The 15,594-nt window shown below is 64.7% G+C and carries 16 protein-coding genes; 8 read left to right on the top strand and 8 right to left on the bottom strand.

What is annotated here, in order from left to right; all coding sequences use genetic code 11:
- Nucleotides 1-68 precede the first annotated feature (68 nt).
- A complete protein-coding gene (locus tag JEY66_RS42345; RefSeq protein WP_026192090.1) occupies nucleotides 69-929 on the top strand; it encodes a sulfite exporter TauE/SafE family protein in 861 nt (286 codons plus the stop codon).
- Here JEY66_RS42345 and JEY66_RS42340 read toward each other — a convergent pair.
- Both JEY66_RS42340 and JEY66_RS42335 read right to left on the bottom strand, forming a co-directional pair.
- On the bottom strand, nucleotides 907-1,431 hold the full coding sequence (locus JEY66_RS42340; RefSeq protein ID WP_018269382.1) for a DUF3658 domain-containing protein: 525 nt from the start codon (nucleotides 1,429-1,431) through the stop codon (nucleotides 907-909). The genes JEY66_RS42345 and JEY66_RS42340 overlap by 23 nt on opposite strands.
- A 26-nt stretch (nucleotides 1,432-1,457) precedes the next feature.
- On the bottom strand, nucleotides 1,458-2,987 hold the full coding sequence (locus tag JEY66_RS42335) for a malonate--CoA ligase (RefSeq protein WP_016840270.1): 1,530 nt from the start codon (nucleotides 2,985-2,987) through the stop codon (nucleotides 1,458-1,460).
- An 86-nt stretch (nucleotides 2,988-3,073) separates the two neighbouring features.
- On the opposite strand from JEY66_RS42335, the gene JEY66_RS42330 reads away from it, so the two are divergent.
- A complete protein-coding gene (locus JEY66_RS42330) occupies nucleotides 3,074-3,835 on the top strand; it encodes an SDR family oxidoreductase (protein ID WP_026192091.1) in 762 nt (253 codons plus the stop codon).
- 171 nt (nucleotides 3,836-4,006) lie between these two features.
- Here JEY66_RS42330 and JEY66_RS42325 read toward each other — a convergent pair whose 3' ends face one another.
- Complete coding sequence (locus JEY66_RS42325) at nucleotides 4,007-5,407, bottom strand: MFS transporter (protein WP_016840268.1); 1,401 nt, start codon at nucleotides 5,405-5,407, stop codon at nucleotides 4,007-4,009.
- Nucleotides 5,408-5,733: 326 nt separating this feature from the next.
- Here JEY66_RS42325 and JEY66_RS42320 point away from each other — a divergent pair, with 326 nt between their 5' ends.
- From JEY66_RS42320 to JEY66_RS42310, 3 genes are all read left to right on the top strand, one after another.
- A complete protein-coding gene (locus JEY66_RS42320; RefSeq protein ID WP_016840267.1) occupies nucleotides 5,734-6,288 on the top strand; it encodes a fasciclin domain-containing protein in 555 nt (184 codons plus the stop codon).
- Nucleotides 6,289-6,469: 181 nt separating this feature from the next.
- Nucleotides 6,470-7,102, top strand: a complete 633-nt coding sequence (locus tag JEY66_RS42315; protein WP_016840266.1) for a cytochrome b/b6 domain-containing protein — start codon at nucleotides 6,470-6,472, stop codon at nucleotides 7,100-7,102.
- Between the two features lie 74 nt (nucleotides 7,103-7,176).
- Nucleotides 7,177-7,962 carry a molybdopterin-binding protein gene (locus tag JEY66_RS42310; protein WP_016840265.1) on the top strand — a complete coding sequence of 262 codons (786 nt, stop codon included), beginning with the start codon at nucleotides 7,177-7,179 and terminating at the stop codon, nucleotides 7,960-7,962.
- 95 nt (nucleotides 7,963-8,057) lie between these two features.
- On the opposite strand, the gene JEY66_RS42305 is transcribed toward JEY66_RS42310, so the two are convergent.
- On the bottom strand, nucleotides 8,058-9,266 hold the full coding sequence (locus JEY66_RS42305; protein WP_018269383.1) for a YbfB/YjiJ family MFS transporter: 1,209 nt from the start codon (nucleotides 9,264-9,266) through the stop codon (nucleotides 8,058-8,060).
- An 81-nt stretch (nucleotides 9,267-9,347) separates the two neighbouring features.
- Complete coding sequence (locus tag JEY66_RS42300; protein WP_018269384.1) at nucleotides 9,348-10,211, bottom strand: EamA family transporter; 864 nt, start codon at nucleotides 10,209-10,211, stop codon at nucleotides 9,348-9,350.
- 274 nt (nucleotides 10,212-10,485) lie between these two features.
- Between JEY66_RS42300 and leuB the strand changes: the two genes are divergently transcribed.
- Complete coding sequence (gene leuB / locus JEY66_RS42295) at nucleotides 10,486-11,598, top strand: 3-isopropylmalate dehydrogenase (RefSeq protein WP_018269385.1); 1,113 nt, start codon at nucleotides 10,486-10,488, stop codon at nucleotides 11,596-11,598.
- 159 nt (nucleotides 11,599-11,757) lie between these two features.
- On the opposite strand, the gene JEY66_RS42290 is transcribed toward leuB, so the two are convergent.
- Together JEY66_RS42290 and JEY66_RS42285 are read right to left on the bottom strand one after the other, a co-directional pair.
- Nucleotides 11,758-12,162 (bottom strand): hypothetical protein, encoded by a 405-nt coding sequence (locus tag JEY66_RS42290; RefSeq protein ID WP_016847645.1) that lies wholly within the window; start codon nucleotides 12,160-12,162, stop codon nucleotides 11,758-11,760.
- Between the two features lie 177 nt (nucleotides 12,163-12,339).
- The gene (locus tag JEY66_RS42285) at nucleotides 12,340-13,134 is read right to left on the bottom strand and encodes a hypothetical protein (protein ID WP_016847644.1); all 795 of its coding nucleotides are present in this window, start codon (nucleotides 13,132-13,134) and stop codon (nucleotides 12,340-12,342) included.
- Between the two features lie 117 nt (nucleotides 13,135-13,251).
- Between JEY66_RS42285 and JEY66_RS42280 the strand changes: the two genes are divergently transcribed.
- Together JEY66_RS42280 and JEY66_RS42275 are read left to right on the top strand one after the other, a co-directional pair.
- Nucleotides 13,252-14,286 (top strand): aspartate-semialdehyde dehydrogenase, encoded by a 1,035-nt coding sequence (locus JEY66_RS42280; protein ID WP_016847643.1) that lies wholly within the window; start codon nucleotides 13,252-13,254, stop codon nucleotides 14,284-14,286.
- Nucleotides 14,287-14,311: 25 nt separating this feature from the next.
- The gene (locus JEY66_RS42275) at nucleotides 14,312-14,872 is read left to right on the top strand and encodes a TIGR00645 family protein (protein ID WP_016847642.1); all 561 of its coding nucleotides are present in this window, start codon (nucleotides 14,312-14,314) and stop codon (nucleotides 14,870-14,872) included.
- 5 nt (nucleotides 14,873-14,877) lie between these two features.
- Here the strand turns inward: JEY66_RS42275 and JEY66_RS42270 are convergent, their stop codons facing one another.
- On the bottom strand, nucleotides 14,878-15,534 hold the full coding sequence (locus JEY66_RS42270) for a carbonic anhydrase (RefSeq protein ID WP_016847641.1): 657 nt from the start codon (nucleotides 15,532-15,534) through the stop codon (nucleotides 14,878-14,880).
- Nucleotides 15,535-15,594: the final 60 nt, after the last annotated feature.

Raw genomic sequence — 15,594 nt, 5'->3', positions numbered from 1 at the left:
TCACCGCGAACAGTCATAGGACGGCGCCGGAGAACCTGGTGTGGCCCTACATCGATACTGCGAAGGACATGATGGCCGGCCTCGATCCCAAGGAACTGCTCGAGCTTGCGCTGCTGCTGATCGCGGTCGGCGCGCTGTCCGGCTTTCTTGCCGGGCTGTTCGGGATCGGCGGCGGCGCGATCCTGGTGCCGGTGTTCTACGAATGCTTTCGCCTCGCCGGCGTGCCGCTCGAGGTGCGGATGCCGCTGTGCATCGGCACATCGCTCGCGATCATCATCCCGACCTCGCTGAGCTCGTTCCGTGCGCATTATCGCCGCGGCGCAGTCGACATGGCGATCCTGAAGCGCTGGTGGCTGCCGATCGTGATCGGCGTCGCCGCCGGCAGCGTCACCGCGCGGTTCGCGCCGGAGCGGCTGTTCAAGATCGTATTCGTGCTGGTGGCGTGGTCGGCAGCCGCGCGCCTGCTGCTGGCGCGCGAGACCTGGAAGTTCGGCGACGACGTGCCGAAGGGCTTTTTGATGCGCGTCTACGGCTTCTTCGTCGGCCTGCTGTCGACATTGATGGGCATCGGCGGCGGCCTGTTCGCCAACCTCTTGATGACATTCTACGGCCGGCCGATCCATCAGGCGGTCGCGACCTCGTCGGCGCTCGCGGTGCTGATCTCGATCCCCGGTGCGCTGGGCTACGTCTATGCCGGCTGGCCCGCCGCCGGGCGCTTTCCCGACGTCACCGCGCTGCAACTGCCGTTCGCGCTCGGTTACGTCTCGCTGATCGGGGCGCTGCTGGTGATGCCGACCACGCTCGTCACGGCGCCGCTCGGCGTCAAGGTCGCGCACGCGCTGTCGAAGCGGGCGCTGGAGGTGGCGTTCGGGGCCTATCTCTTCATTGTCGGCGGACGATTTGTGATCAGCCTCGCCGGAGGGCACTGATCGGCTCGTCCTTAAGCCGTACTTCGCTGTGACCCCACCGTCGGAGGTCTCCGACGCCCTCGATCCGATCGGCGTGGGACAGGAATCGCAAGCGTGCTCCGATCATTTCAGGAGCTATTGGCAATTTCAGTTTCTCGCAGTCTGCCATCGCGACCCCTATAATCATCGCGACCTTTTGCCATCGCGATGTCAGGGCCGACATGATGACGTCGTCGAGCGCAGCTTCCGTAGCGCCACGGGGGAGACGCACGTCACTCCACTTCAGTTCGGAGGTCGGGGGAGGCAGTTCTTCGTGAAGCTCCAGCTTCATCAGGTCGCGAAACTGTTCGTAGAGCGGTAGCATCACCTGCCATTCTAGCTCGAGTAGGAGGTCATAAAGCGGGCCATCCAATTCAAGCCGCTCCTGCTTTCCGAGCTCCGCAATCGCGATTCGAGCCTTCTTCATCGCCTCGTGCGCGATGACGAGTTGATCGTTAATCTGGATAGCCTGCTCCCGCTCCATCTACCCCTCACGACGTTCTTGTGGCTTCATCCCTTCGCGTAGATATTCTTATACGTATCGCGCAAAATATTCTTCTGCACCTTGCCCATCGCGTTGCGCGGCAATTCTTCGACGACGAAGACGCGCTTCGGCATCTTGAACTTCGCCAGCCGTCCGTCGAGCGCCTTCAGCACTGACGCCTCGCTGACATCGGCGCCCTTGCTGCACACCAGGACGGCGGTGACGCCTTCGCCGAAATCGGCGTGCGGCACGCCGATCACGGCGGATTCGATCACGCCCGGCATGGCGTCGATCTCGCTCTCGATCTCCTTCGGATAGACGTTGAAGCCGCCGGAGATCACGAGATCCTTGCCGCGCCCGAGGATGTGGACATAGCCGTTGTCGTCGATCTTGCCGAGGTCGCCGGTGATGAAGAAGCCGTCGCCGCGGAATTCGGCCTTGGTCTTCTCCGGCATGCGCCAGTAGCCCTGGAACACGTTCGGGCCCTTGACCTCGATCATGCCGATGGTCTCCCGCGGAAGCTCCTTGCCGCTCTCGGGATCGGTGACCCGCACCGAGACGCCGGGCAGCGCGAAGCCGACCGCGCCGGGCACGCGGTCGCCGTCATAGGGGTTGCTCGTGTTCATGTTGGTCTCGGTCATGCCGTAGCGCTCGAGCACGGCGTGTCCGGTACGTGCCGACCATTCGCGGTGGGTGTCGGCGAGCAGCGGCGCCGAGCCCGAGATGAACAGCCGCATGTGCCCCGTCGCGTCCTTGTTCAGGCCGGGATTCTGCAGCAGGCGGGTATAGAAGGTCGGCACGCCCATCATCACGGTGGCGCGGGCCATCAGCTTGATGATCACGTCCGGATCGAACTTCGGCAGGAAGATCATCGAGGCGCGCGCGAACAACGTCACGTTGCTGGCCACGAACAGGCCGTGGGTATGATAGATCGGCAGCGCGTGGATCAGCACGTCCTTGTCGCTGAAGCGCCAGTAGTCGACCAGCGAGTACGAGTTCGAGGCCAGATTGTCGTGCGACAGCATCGCGCCCTTGGAGCGCCCGGTGGTGCCTGACGTGTAGAGGATCGCGGCGAGATCGTTGTTGCCGCGCGGCACCGTGGCGAATTCCTTCGCCGCCTTGTCGGCGGCTTCGGTCAGCGAGCCTTTGCCGCTGGCATCGAGTGTCTCGACCTTGGCGCCCACCTTGGCGGCGATCGCCTTGATGCCGTCCTGCTTGGAAGGATCGCAGACCACCAGCGCCGGCTCGGCATCGGTGATGAAGTATTCGAGCTCGTTCAGCGTATAGGCGGTGTTGAGCGGCAGATAGACGCCGCCGGCGCGCACGGTGGCGAGATACAGCACCAGGGCCGAAACCGACTTCTCGGTCTGCGCCGCGACGCGGTCGCCCGGCTTGACGCCGCGCTCAACCAGCACGTTCGCCATCTGGCCTGCGCGCGCGATCAGATCGCCATAGGAGATGCGGCTGCCGTCGAGCTGCTCGATCGCGAGCCGGCCGGGGTCGTCGAGGCCGTCGAACAGGCGGGAAAACAGATTGGCGTTGGTGGTCGTGTTCATGCAAAGATTCCCCGAGGGGCGAAGGGCCGGAAGACTTCGGCTGGATTAGCAAAAACGCCCTTCAGAAAGCAACGGAGACAGTTTGCATGACAAATAATGGGAAACGCGTGGCTTGGGTCACCGGCGGCGGCACTGGAATCGGCGAATCCGGGGCCGAGTTCCTGGCCGCGGACGGCTGGACGGTGGTGGTCTCCGGCCGCCGCAAGGAAGAGCTCGACCGCGTGGTGGCCAACATCACCAAAAAGGGCGGCAAGGCCGAGGCGATCCCGCTCGATGTCAGCAACAAGACTGATGTCAACAAGGCCGCCGAGACGATCGTCGGCAAGCACGGCCGCATCGACCTTTTGGTCAACAGCGCCGGCATCAACGTGCCGAAGCGCAGCTGGGCCGACATGGAACTGGAAGGCTGGGACAAGCTGGTCGAGATCAACCTCAACGGCGTGCTCTACTGCATGCGCGCGGTGCTGCCGACGATGCGCAAGCAGAAGGACGGCTGCATCATCAACGTCGCCTCCTGGGCCGGCCGCCACGTCTCGAAGATGCCGGGCCCGGCCTACACCACGACCAAGCACGCGGTGCTGGCGCTGACCCATTCCTTCAACATGGACGAATGCGTCAACGGCCTGCGCGCCTGCTGCCTGTCGCCGGGCGAGGTCGCCACCCCGATCCTGAAGCAGCGGCCGGTGGTGCCGAGCGAAGCCGAGCAGGCCAAGATGCTGCAGCCGGAGGATTGCGGCCGCACCATCGCCTTCGTCGCGAGCATGCCGGCGCGGGTCTGCATGAACGAGATCCTGATCAGCCCGACCCACAACCGCGGTTTCATCCAGACGCCGGCGAACAGGGATTAGAGTAGCTCTCACAACGAGTCGTCCCGGCGAAAGCCGGACCCATAACCACAGGGTCGAGTTGTTGGGCGCGCTGTGGCTCCAGCGACGCCTGATAACGGCCATGCGTGGTTATGGGTCCGGCTCGCGCTTCGCTTGGCCGGGACGACGGCGTGGATGGTTCTGCGGTCTACGTCACTCGATGATCTCGTTCAATTCCTTGCCGGTATGCTCCGGCACGAACAGGAACACGCCGATCGCCATCGCGATCATCAGCACGGGGATGCACAGGAACGACAGCGCGAACGAGCCGGTGTGCTGCTGGAGCGCGATCGAGACGAAGGGAAACAGCACGAAGCCGACGAAATAGGCGATCGCCCAGACCACGCCGTTGGCGGCGCCGCGGATCCGGGTCGGGAAGATCTCCGCGGTCAGCGTCGTGCTCGGGCCCCAGAAGCCGAGGAAGCCGAGACACCAGGCGAGCCCGAACGCCCACAGCAGCACGCGGTCCTCGGAATAGACCCAGAGCGTCATGAAGATCGCGCCCTCGATCAGGGTGATGATGAAGGTGCGGCGGCGGCCGATCTTGTCGATCAGCCAGCCGACCAGACACAAGCCAAGGAAGCCGCACAGCCCGTAGAACACGTAGAACAGGCTGTATTCGGCGGTCGACCAGTGCTTCTCGGTCGCTAGATACAGCGGCATCCAGGCGCCGACCGTGCCGTAGATGCAGGTCGAGGCGCAGGCGACGAACAGCGCGACAAGCGTGGCGGGCAGCACGTCGGGCATGAACACCTGGCGGATGCCGACCGACTTGGCCTTGCCGAACCAAGCGCTGTCTTCGGTGCTGACCGTGCCGCCGCGCGCCAGCGTCTCGGAGATGCGCCGCTTGCGGTCCTGCGCGCGCACCCAATAGGGCGATTCCGGGCAGGTGGAGCGGATATAGATCGCGAGCAGCGCGATCACGCCGGGCACCATGACCGCGATGCGCCAGCCGAAATTGGCGGCGACGAGCCCGGTGATCGCGCCGGCGAGCGTGGCGCCGAGGCACCAGGCCGAGCGGGTGATGCTGATGACGCGGCCGCGGAGCCGGGCCGGCCAGGTTTCCGCGACCAGCATCGAGCCGAGCGACCATTCGCCGTTGAGCGCGAAGAACAACAGCGAGCGCGCGATCACGAACACCGCAAAGGTCGGCGACATCGCCGCGACCGGCATCAGAAGCGAGAACAGCGCGATATTGACGGCGAGCAGCGTGCGGCGACCGTAGCGGTCGGCGAGCCATGGCCAGAAATACAGCCCGGCGATGCCGACGAACAGCGCGATCTGCATGCCGGAGCGGTACTCCGGCAGGCTCAGCGAAAATTCCTTGATCACCATCGGCGAGATCAGCGCGAAGATCACGCCGTCCATGCCGTCAAAGCCCCAGCCGAGCGCGTTGGCGGTGGCGATGTGCCAATGCGTTTTCGTGATCTCGGTTGTGTCCGCGACCGCGCGGTAGTTGGCGTATTGCAGGTGCTTCTGCTCGAGCGGACCGATGTCGATGCTTGCATCGTTCACCGCAGGTGCGGCGTGGCCGTCAGCCGTGATGCTGCTCATGATGCCTCCCCGCGGCCGCTTTCTGCGAAGCCGTGCCGCAACCTCAAGCTGAACCAATCAGCTGGCTGCGGCAAGCAAATTGCTCGCGGCAGCGCACGCGTCCATTCCGCTGAATGGAATGCGTGGCGGGCTGCGCGAGGCGTCGCGTGTACGCAGCGCGCGCCGGCCGGTTTCAACAATCACAAAGAATTATTTCCGGAAACCGTCCGGAAAACCTGCCGTAGCTCGGCCAACGACGACGCACTCATCAACCAGCACGCGCCGTTGTTGCCCCTTCAACGCCGGCGAAGCCTCGCCGGTCGGCCTACTCATCGGGAGACGAAACCATGTCGAAGCGTATTGCCTATCTCACCGCCGCCGCGTTCTGCGCGCTTGCGATCACGGCCACCGTCGTGGCGCCGGTCCGCGCCGAGGAAAAGACCGTGATGGTCGGCGGCGCCGCGATGTTCCCGTCGAAGAACATCGTGCAGAACGCCGTCAATTCGAAGGATCACACCACGCTCGTCGCTGCGGTGAAGGCCGCGGGCCTGGTCGGCACGCTGGAAGGCAAGGGCCCGTTCACGGTGTTCGCGCCGACCAATGCCGCGTTCGGCAAGCTGCCGGCCGGAACCGTCGATACCCTGGTCAAGCCCGAGAACAAGGCGACGCTGACCAAGATCCTCACCTACCATGTGGTGCCGGGCAAGCTCGAGGCCTCCGACCTCACCGACGGCAAGAAGCTGAAGACCGCCGAGGGCGAGGAACTGACCGTGAAGAAGCAGGACGGCAAGGTCTGGATCGTCGATGCCAAGGGCGGCAGCTCGATGGTGACGATCTCCAACGTCAACCAGTCGAACGGCGTCATCCATGTGGTCGACACCGTGCTGATGCCGGCGACGTGACACCTGGCGGCCTGATTTAGTCCCTCAAGGGACCCGCGACATCGCGAGCCGGCGCCTCGCTCCGGCTCGCATTTTTGTGACCATATCAGGTGGCGTATATCGAACTGATGGTGCGCGACCCCGTAACGGAACGCCGGTTCCGGGCGTATAACCCGGTAACGACCACGAGCAGAGATATCCCATGACGAGCCTTGCCGTCAGCGACCACCAGGCAGAGACCGCGGCGCCCGCGAAGGCGATCCAGCCGGTCTGGGTGCGCATGGTGCATTGGATCAACGCCTTCGCGATGATCCTGATGATCATGTCCGGCTGGCAGATCTACAACGCCTCGCCGCTGTTTGGCTTCACCTTCTCGCGGAGCATCACGCTCGGCGGCTGGCTCGGGGGTGCGCTGCTCTGGCACTTCGCCGCGATGTGGCTGTTGATGGTCAACGGCCTGGTCTATCTGGCGCTGGGATTTGCCACCGGCCGCTTCCGCAAGAAGCTGCTGCCGATCACCCCCGGCGGCGTGATTGCCGACACCAAGGCGGCGCTGACCTTCAAGCTGTCGCACGACGACCTCAGCAAATACAATTCGGTGCAGAAACTGCTCTATGCCGGCATCATCATCGTCGGCGTCGTCATCGTGCTGTCCGGCCTGTCGATGTGGAAGCCGGTGCAGTTGCACTGGCTGGTGTCGCTGTTCGGCGGCTACGATTTCGCCCGTTATGTTCACTTCACCTGCATGGCGCTGATCGTCGCCTTCCTGGTGATCCATGTCGCGCTCGCGCTGCTGGTGCCGAAGAGCCTGCGCGCCATGATCATTGGACGCTAGGGCATGATCCCGAAAAGTGGAAACCGGTTTTCGGAATTGATCATGCCCAAGAAAGATATTTGAGGGAGGTAGTCATGGGTCGTCTCCGCAAGCTCCTGATCCCCGGTGTCGACAAGAAGCTGCTCGTGCGCGATGCGGTGAAGACGATGCCGGAGCTGACGCGCCGCCGCTTCATCACGGCGGGCACCAGCCTCGGCGCGCTGACGCTGCTCACCGGCTGCGACGTGGTCGATTCGTCGTCGGCCGAGGAAATGCTGAAGCACGTCTCGAAGTTCAACGACGCGGTGCAGGCCTGGATGTTCAATCCGGATGCGCTGGCGCCGACCTTTCCCGAGAGCATGATCACCAAGCCGTTCCCGTTCAATGCCTATTACGATCTCGACGACGCGCCGGAGATCGCAGGCGCCGACTGGAAGCTCGAGGTGCGCGGGCTGGTCGAGAACAAGAAGTCGTGGACGCTCGACGAACTGTACAAGCTGCCGCAGGTCAAGCAGGTGACGCGTCATATCTGCGTCGAGGGCTGGAGCGCAATCGGCAGCTGGACCGGCACGCCCTTGCGCGATTTCCTCAAGCTGGTCGGTGCCGACACCCGCGCCAAATATGTCTGGTTCCAGTGCGCCGACAAGGACGGCTATAACTCGCCGCTCGACATGCGCTCGGCGCTGCATCCGCAGACCCAGATGACGTTCAAGTTTGCCGACGAGATCCTGCCGCGCGCCTACGGCTTTCCGATGAAGATCCGGGTCCCGACCAAGCTCGGCTTCAAGAACCCGAAATACGTGCTCTCGATGGAAGTCACCAACGACTACAAGGGCGGCTACTGGGAAGACCAGGGCTACAATTCGTTCAGCGGGAGTTGACTCGCTGTCGTCCCGGCGAAAGCCGGGACCGATACCCCGCGGCCGCGGGAATAGGCACAAGGGGAGACGCTTCCTTCCATCACAACCAGCTGTGGTTATGGGTCCCGGCCTTCGCCGGGACGACGCTGGGACGGGACTTTCCTCTGAAACGCCGATAGCAGCGCGCCGAGCGCGAGCATCGCAGCCGAGACGTTCAACGCAAATGACAGGCTGCCGACCGCGTCGGTGATGGCGCCGACCACGATCGGTCCGAGCGTCTGGCCGATGCCGAAGGCGATGGTCATCGCCGCGATCGCGGTCGGCCAGGATTGCGGCGGGTAGTTGAAACGCACGAAGGCGGTGGTCGAGCCGACCACGGCGAAGAAGGCGACGCCGAACACCAGCGCCGAGATCGCAAGCAGCAGCGGCGAATGCCCGAAGATCGGCAGGCTGGCGCCGAGCGCGTTGACGCCGAGGATGATGGTGGTGGCGAGCCCGCCGCGGTCGAGCGCCAGCACCCGCCCCCAGACCCAGGGCGTCACGAATGCGCTGACGCCGATCAGGCTCCAGAACGCGCTCTGTGCAGCCGCGCCGCCGCCGCCGTCGCGGACATAGGCGATCATGAAGGTCATGTAGGCGATGTAGCCGGCACCGAACAGGAAATAGGCGGCGAGGTAGATCAGGACCGGCATCACAGCGAACTGGGTCCGCACGATGCCGCCGGCGGCGGCGTCGGCGTGGAGCGGCGCCAGCATCAGCGGCACGATCATGATCGCGGAAAGCAGCGTCATCGCCCACCACACGATCCACCACGAGCCTGCGCCGAAACCCTGCAGCACGAAGGGCGCGATCAAGCCGGATGCGAGGATGCCGACGCCCGGCCCGGCATAGAACAGGCTGAGCAGGAAGTTCGCGCGTTCCGGTCGCGATTGCGCGATGGTCGCCGCGAGCGCACCGCCGCCGACGAAGCCGATCGCGGCGGCGAAGCCCACCAGCAGGCGGGCAAAACTCAGCACCACGAAATTGCCCGAGAGGGCGCAAAGCGCCAGCGACAGCGCGCAGGCCAGCGTCGACCAGCGCACCGATGCGGCAAGTCCGAAGCGTTCGATCAGGCGCGAGGCGAGCAGCGCGCCGGCCAGATAGCCGGCGGCATTGATCGTGTTCATGAAGCCGGCGGCCGAATACGACCAGGCCAGCTGCTCGCGCATGTCGGGCAGCACCAGCGAATAGGCAAAGCGGCCGATTCCGAGGCCGACCGTCGGTGCAAGCGACAGAATCAGGATCAGCCGCGCGGGATGCGGGTAGGACGGGGCGGGGGCTCTCACAATTCACTCCGGCAATAGGGCCATTGTGGCAGGCCGCGGCGACGCTGCCCAGCGCCGACGCCCGCAACACTGTCTTGCGTATCAGGCAATCAGGACCAGCGCGACGCCGATCACGGTCAGCAGGGTGCCGCCGACGATCCGCGCGGTGATCTCGACATGCTTGAGCATCATCGCGCTCATCACCACGGTGACCAGCGGATAGATCGCGGCGAGCGGCGCCACCAGCGTGATCGGGCCGTTGCGGACCGCGGCGAACAGGCTGAGCGCGCTGAGCCCGTTGCTGATCCCGGTCAGCGCGAACCAGAATCGGCCCTCGCGCGGCGCCTGCACCATGAAGCTGCCCTTGCGGACCCGTTGCACGGTCAGCACCACCAGCGAGGACATGACATAGCCGACCAGGCAGGCCCATAGCGGGCTTGGCCAGATCGCAAGGCCGAGCTTGGCGATCGGCGGCACGATGCCGCGCACCAGGGCACTGGCGAGCGGCAGCAGCAGGGCCCAGCTGCGCCAATGGCCGAGATCGCGCGGCCTCGTCACGGTGATGATGGCGGCGCCCGCGACCGCGACGACGAGCCCGATGAGCTGCTGCGGCAGCAAGGGCTCGTGCAGCAGCACCACGGCGGCGGTGACCGCAAACAGTGGCGCCAGATTGCCCAAGGTCGAGGTGATGACCGGTCCCAGCGCCCGGTTCGACGCAAAGGTCAGGAGCGTCAGCGAGGCCGGGAAGAACAGCCCGATCGCCATGAAGATCGGCAGGGCGCCCCAGACCACCGGCTCGCCGTGCAGGATCAGCGGCGAGAGCACCAGGAACAACAGGGTGAAAGAGGGCACGCTGATCGCGGCGCCCGACAGCGGCTCGACGGTGCGCAGGCCGAGCTGCGCCAGTACCACTCCGGCGCCGAGGAAAATCGCCGAGGCGAAGGCGTAGACGATGGCTGCGGTCATGAGGTCCGTCTTGTTGGCTTCTTGTTAGCTTCTTGGGGCGCGGGTTGCTCGTTGGGGCCATTCTGGGCCGATCCGGGGTGCCTTGCCAATCCGGCTCCGGCGTTTTAGCACTCCGGCCGGATTTCCCCGCTCGTCATGCCCGGGCTCGACCCGGGCATCCATCCATCTTCAGAGAGGCCTTTCGAAGCGGGATGGATTGCCGGGTCATCTGTGCGAGGACGCGCTTCGCGCTCTTGCCCGGCAACGACAACAACGATTAGCTCGAGGTAACATCATGGCGACCCATAAACTGCTGCTTCTCCCCGGCGACGGCATCGGCCCCGAAGTGATGGCCGAGGTGCAACGCGTGATCGACTGGCTGAATGCGCAGGGCATCGCGAAGTTCGAGACCGAGCAGGGCCTGGTCGGCGGCTCCGCCTATGACGCCCACAAGGTGTCGATCTCCGAGGGCGACATGGCCAAGGCGACGGCGGCGGACGCCGTGATCTTCGGCGCGGTCGGCGGCCCGAAGTGGGACAACGTGCCCTATGAGGTGCGTCCCGAGGCCGGCCTGCTGCGGCTGCGCAAGGATCTCGGCCTGTTCGCCAATCTGCGCCCGGCGGTGTGCTACCCGGCGCTCGCCGAGGCCTCGAGCCTGAAGCGCGACGTGGTCGAGGGTCTCGACATCATGATCGTCCGCGAGCTCACCGGCGGCGTCTATTTCGGCGAACCGAAGACCATCACCGATCTCGGCAACGGCCAGAAGCGCGCGGTCGACACCCAGGTCTACGACACCTACGAGATCGAGCGTATCGGCCGCGTCGCCTTCGACCTGGCGCGCAAGCGCCGCAACAAGGTGACGTCGATGGAGAAGCGCAACGTCATGAAGTCGGGCGTGCTCTGGAACGAGGTCATGACCCAGGTCCATGCGCGCGAATACAAGGACGTCACGCTCGAGCACCAGCTCGCCGATTCCGGCGGGATGAACCTCGTCAAGGCGCCGAAGCAGTTCGACGTCATCGTGACGGACAATCTGTTCGGCGACATGCTGTCCGACATCGCGGCGATGCTGACCGGCTCGCTCGGCATGCTGCCGTCGGCCTCGCTCGGCGAAGTCGACGCGAAGACGAAGAAGCGGCGCTCGCTGTTCGAGCCGGTTCACGGCTCGGCGCCCGATATCGCAGGCCGAGGCCTCGCCAACCCGATCGCGATGATCTCGTCGTTCGGCATGGCGCTGCGCTATTCGTTCGACATGGGCGAGCTCGCCGACAAGGTCGATGCCGCGATCGCGGCCGTGCTCGCCAGCGGCCTGCGCACCGCCGACATCAAGTCGGAAGGCACCACGGCAGCCAGCACGAGCCAGATGGGCGAGGCGATCCTGAAGGAATTGCAGAAGCTGCACGCGTAGGGCGCGCGGCTGACACAAACACGATGTCGTCCCGGCGAAGGCCGGGACCCACAACCACCGACGCCGATGGTTACGAAGATCGGCGAACAATGTTTTCAGATCGAGAGGCCGCGGCGTATGGGTCCCGGCCTTCGCCGGGACGACGCCGAGTGAGACGTCTCAGTACAGCGGGAAATTCCGCGGATAGCCGCCGAGATCGGCCGGCGTGCTGAGCGGCTGGCGATCGATCGGGCGGTTGTTGTTCTCGCGTGCGAACGTGGGGTAGCCGATCTCCGGCGGATAGGCGTAGTCGTTAAACTTGCGATCGCCCGGCAGCACTTCGGTGCCGGCGTCGAGCCACGAGCGCGTGGTGACGTAAACGCGGGTGCGCGGACCCTGCTGATAGACGCGGTTCGGACCCTGCGCGCCGTAATAGCGGCGGCCGTCGCGGTCATACTGCTCCTGCTGCTTGCGCTTGGCCGGGCTCTGCGCGCTGGCCGCGGTCATGCCGAACGCGGTTGCGGTGACGGCAGCCGCGGCAAGCAACACCACGAGCTTGTTCGCGGCAGGGAATTTCAAGGTCATCGCATCCTCGTCATTACGGCCCCGTCGGGGGCTGGCGCGTCCGCCAAAATCACTCGGAACACATTGTAGCCATGGTGGGGAGGCCGTCACTAGGTCAATTGCGCCACACCGGCCGAGATAATGCGTGTCCAAGCGCAAAAGTTTCATGAGAACCAGTGCCTTGCCACGGTCTCGCCATCAAAGGGCGCCGCGCAGGCGCGGGTTCTCGCTGCCCATCACCCAGTCGGCCGACAAGGCCGGCGCGCCGGAGGTAACGCAGTCGGTGCGCTTGAGCTCGGCATGTGCGAACAGGGCGGCGAGCCGCGGATCGTTGCCCGCGGCCAGCAGCGTCAGGCGGTTCAGCATGCAGACGATCGCGGCGCGCCGCGCCGGCAGGCTGGTGCCCTGGCAGGTCCAGCCGGAGATCCGGAGGTCGGGCGCGTCGGCCTGCTTGAGGAAGCCGAGGCAGGCGCCGTCGCCGTCCTGCCGTCCCGGGCGCAGCAGGGTGACGCTGCCGAACTTGCTGTCGACGATGCCGGCCGCCTCGAGCTCGCGGACGCCGTTCGGGTCGAGCCGCCCGGCAATCTCGGTGACCGCAGGCCCCATGGCCTCGCCGCCGGGGCGGTAGATTTCCAGCTCAGCGACCGGTGCACCGTCGGCGTCGGCCCAGCGGAAGACGTCCTTGCGGCCGCCCTCGGGGTGCCGGAAAATCTCGTAAGCCTCTGTTTTATCTTGCAGATCGAGCCGGCTCACGGCAAACGCCGGCGCCGTGCGGCCGGCTGGGCTCCAACTCGCGGCGGCAGGGGCCGCCATCGCCGTTGCGTCGGGCAGCTGCTTCCATAGATAGTTGCCGAGGACGACGAACAGCGCGAGCACGGCGACATAGGCGAACAGCCGGGAGAGCGTGGCGTATACCTCGTCGACGAAGCTCGTCAGTGCTGACGGATTTCTCGTATGATGGGGCGCGGCCGGATCGGCCCGAAATAAACGCATCAAAACGCTCAAAAGCTTGCGCAACGTTGTCTTGACGGGCTTTCTCGCATAGAAGCGCTGCCTCTTCCCTTTCCGCAGCTTGCGGGGGAACGGGCATTTTTCGTCGGAGAGTGAACGATGGGTTACAAAGTCGCGGTGGTCGGAGCGACCGGCAATGTCGGGCGCGAAATGCTCAACATTCTCGACGAGCGCAAATTCCCCGCCGACGAGGTCGTCGTGCTGGCCTCGCGCCGCAGCGTCGGCATCGAGGTCTCCTATGGCGACCGCACGCTGAAGGTGAAGGCGCTCGAGCACTATGACTTCTCCGACATCGACATCTGCCTGATGTCGGCCGGTGGTTCGGTCTCCAAGGAATGGTCGCCCAAGATCGGCGCCGCCGGCGCGGTCGTGATCGACAACTCCTCGGCCTGGCGCATGGACCCCGACGTGCCGCTGATCGTGCCCGAGGTGAACGCGGACGCGACCGCCGGCTTCACCAAGAAGAACATCATCGCCAACCCGAACTGCTCGACCGCGCAGCTCGTGGTCGCGCTGAAGCCGCTGCACGACAAGGCGACGATCACGCGCGTCGTGGTCTCGACCTATCAATCGGTGTCGGGCGCCGGCAAGGACGCGATGGACGAATTGTTCTCGCAGACCAAGGCCGTCTACACCAATGACGAGCTGGTCAATAAGAAGTTTCCGAAGCGCATCGCCTTCAACGTCATTCCTCAGATCGACGTCTTCATGGAAGACGGCTACACGAAGGAAGAGTGGAAGATGATGGCGGAGACCAAGAAGATCCTCGATCCGAAGATCAAGCTCGCCGCGACCTGCGTGCGCGTGCCGGTCTTCGTCGGTCACTCCGAAGCCGTCAACGTCGAGTTCGCCAATCCGATCACGCCGGACGAGGCGCGCAACATCCTGCGCAATGCGCCGGGCTGCCTCGTGATCGACAAGCACGAGCCGGGCGGTTACGTCACGCCCTATGAGGCCGCCGGCGAGGACGCCACCTATATCAGCCGCATCCGCGAGGACGCGACGGTGGAGAACGGCCTGTCGTTCTGGTGCGTGTCGGACAATCTGCGCAAGGGCGCGGCGCTCAATGCCGTGCAGATCGCCGAGGTCCTGATCAACCGCAAGCTGATCACCGCGAAGCGGAAGGCGGCCTAGCAGCGGAAATCGGGAAGCGCGTGCCATGGCGGAAGCGGAAGAACCGGCGACCTACCGGCCCAATCCGACGCTGAAGCGCGTCGAAAGAAGCTTCGAAAGCCTGCTCTTCAACAGCCGCTGGCTGATGGCGCCGTTCTATTTCGGCCTCGTCATCAGCCTCGCGGCATTGCTGCTCAAGTTCTGCATGGAGCTGTGGCACTTCATCCTGCATGTGCCGGATGCCAAGGAATCCGACATCATCCTCGGCGTGCTCGCGCTGATCGATATATCGCTGACCGGCAATCTGATCCTGATCGTGGTGTTTTCCGGTTACGAGAACTTCGTCTCGAAGATCGATCCGGAAGGGCACCCGGATTGGCCGGACTGGATGACCAAGGTCGATTTCGGCGGCCTGAAGCAAAAACTGCTGGCGTCGATCGTCGCGATCTCGGCCATTCAGGTGCTGAAGGCGTTCATGAACATCGATACCGTCTTCGATCCCAGCAAGCTCGCCTGGCTGGTCGGCGTGCACCTGGTGTTCGTGGTCTCGGCCTTCATGCTCGCGATCTCCGACCGCTGGGGTAGCGGCCATCACGGCGGGGAGTAGAGACGCTATCCGCCTGATTGCAGCTGGTCGCGGACGCTGATGAATTCCTTCGCGACCCGGTCGAGCACGAACAGCGAGCCTTCGGCGACGCCGAAATAGGCGCCGTGCAGCTGCATCTCGCCGCTCTCCACGCGCTCGCGCACGAACGGGAAGGTCATCAGGTTCTCCAGCGAGCGGAACACCGCGGCCTTCTCGATGCGGACGACGAAGTCCTGCATCGTCTCATGCTCGCGTTGCTCGACGACTTCGCCGGGCTTGATGAACATCTGCATCCATTTGCCGATGAAGTCGCCGGGGGTGAGTGGCTTGATCTTGTCGACGAAGGCGCGGATGCCGCCGCACTGCGCGTGGCCCAGCACCACGATATTCTTCACCTTCAAAACGGTCACGGCGTATTCCAGCGCGGCCGAGACGCCATGGGCGTTGCTGTCGGGTTGATAGACCGGAACCAGGTTCGCGATGTTGCGGACCACGAACAATTCGCCGGGGCCGGCGTCGAAGATCACCTCCGGCGAGACGCGGGAATCGCAGCAGCCGATCACCATGGTCTCGGGAAACTGCCCGCGCTCCGACAGGTCGCGATATCGCGACTGTTCGGTCGGCAGCCGCTGGGTCGCGAACGTCCGGTAGCCGTCGATCAACTGCTTCGGAAAGAATTTCATGGCCTCTGGCTAACCACATGCGGGTAACGGGAACAAGACTTTCGGCGTGTGGCCTGAGAT

The organism is Bradyrhizobium elkanii USDA 76, from assembly GCF_023278185.1.
GTDB classification, from domain to species: domain Bacteria; phylum Pseudomonadota; class Alphaproteobacteria; order Rhizobiales; family Xanthobacteraceae; genus Bradyrhizobium; species Bradyrhizobium elkanii.
This window is presented reverse-complemented; position numbering and strand designations above follow the sequence as displayed.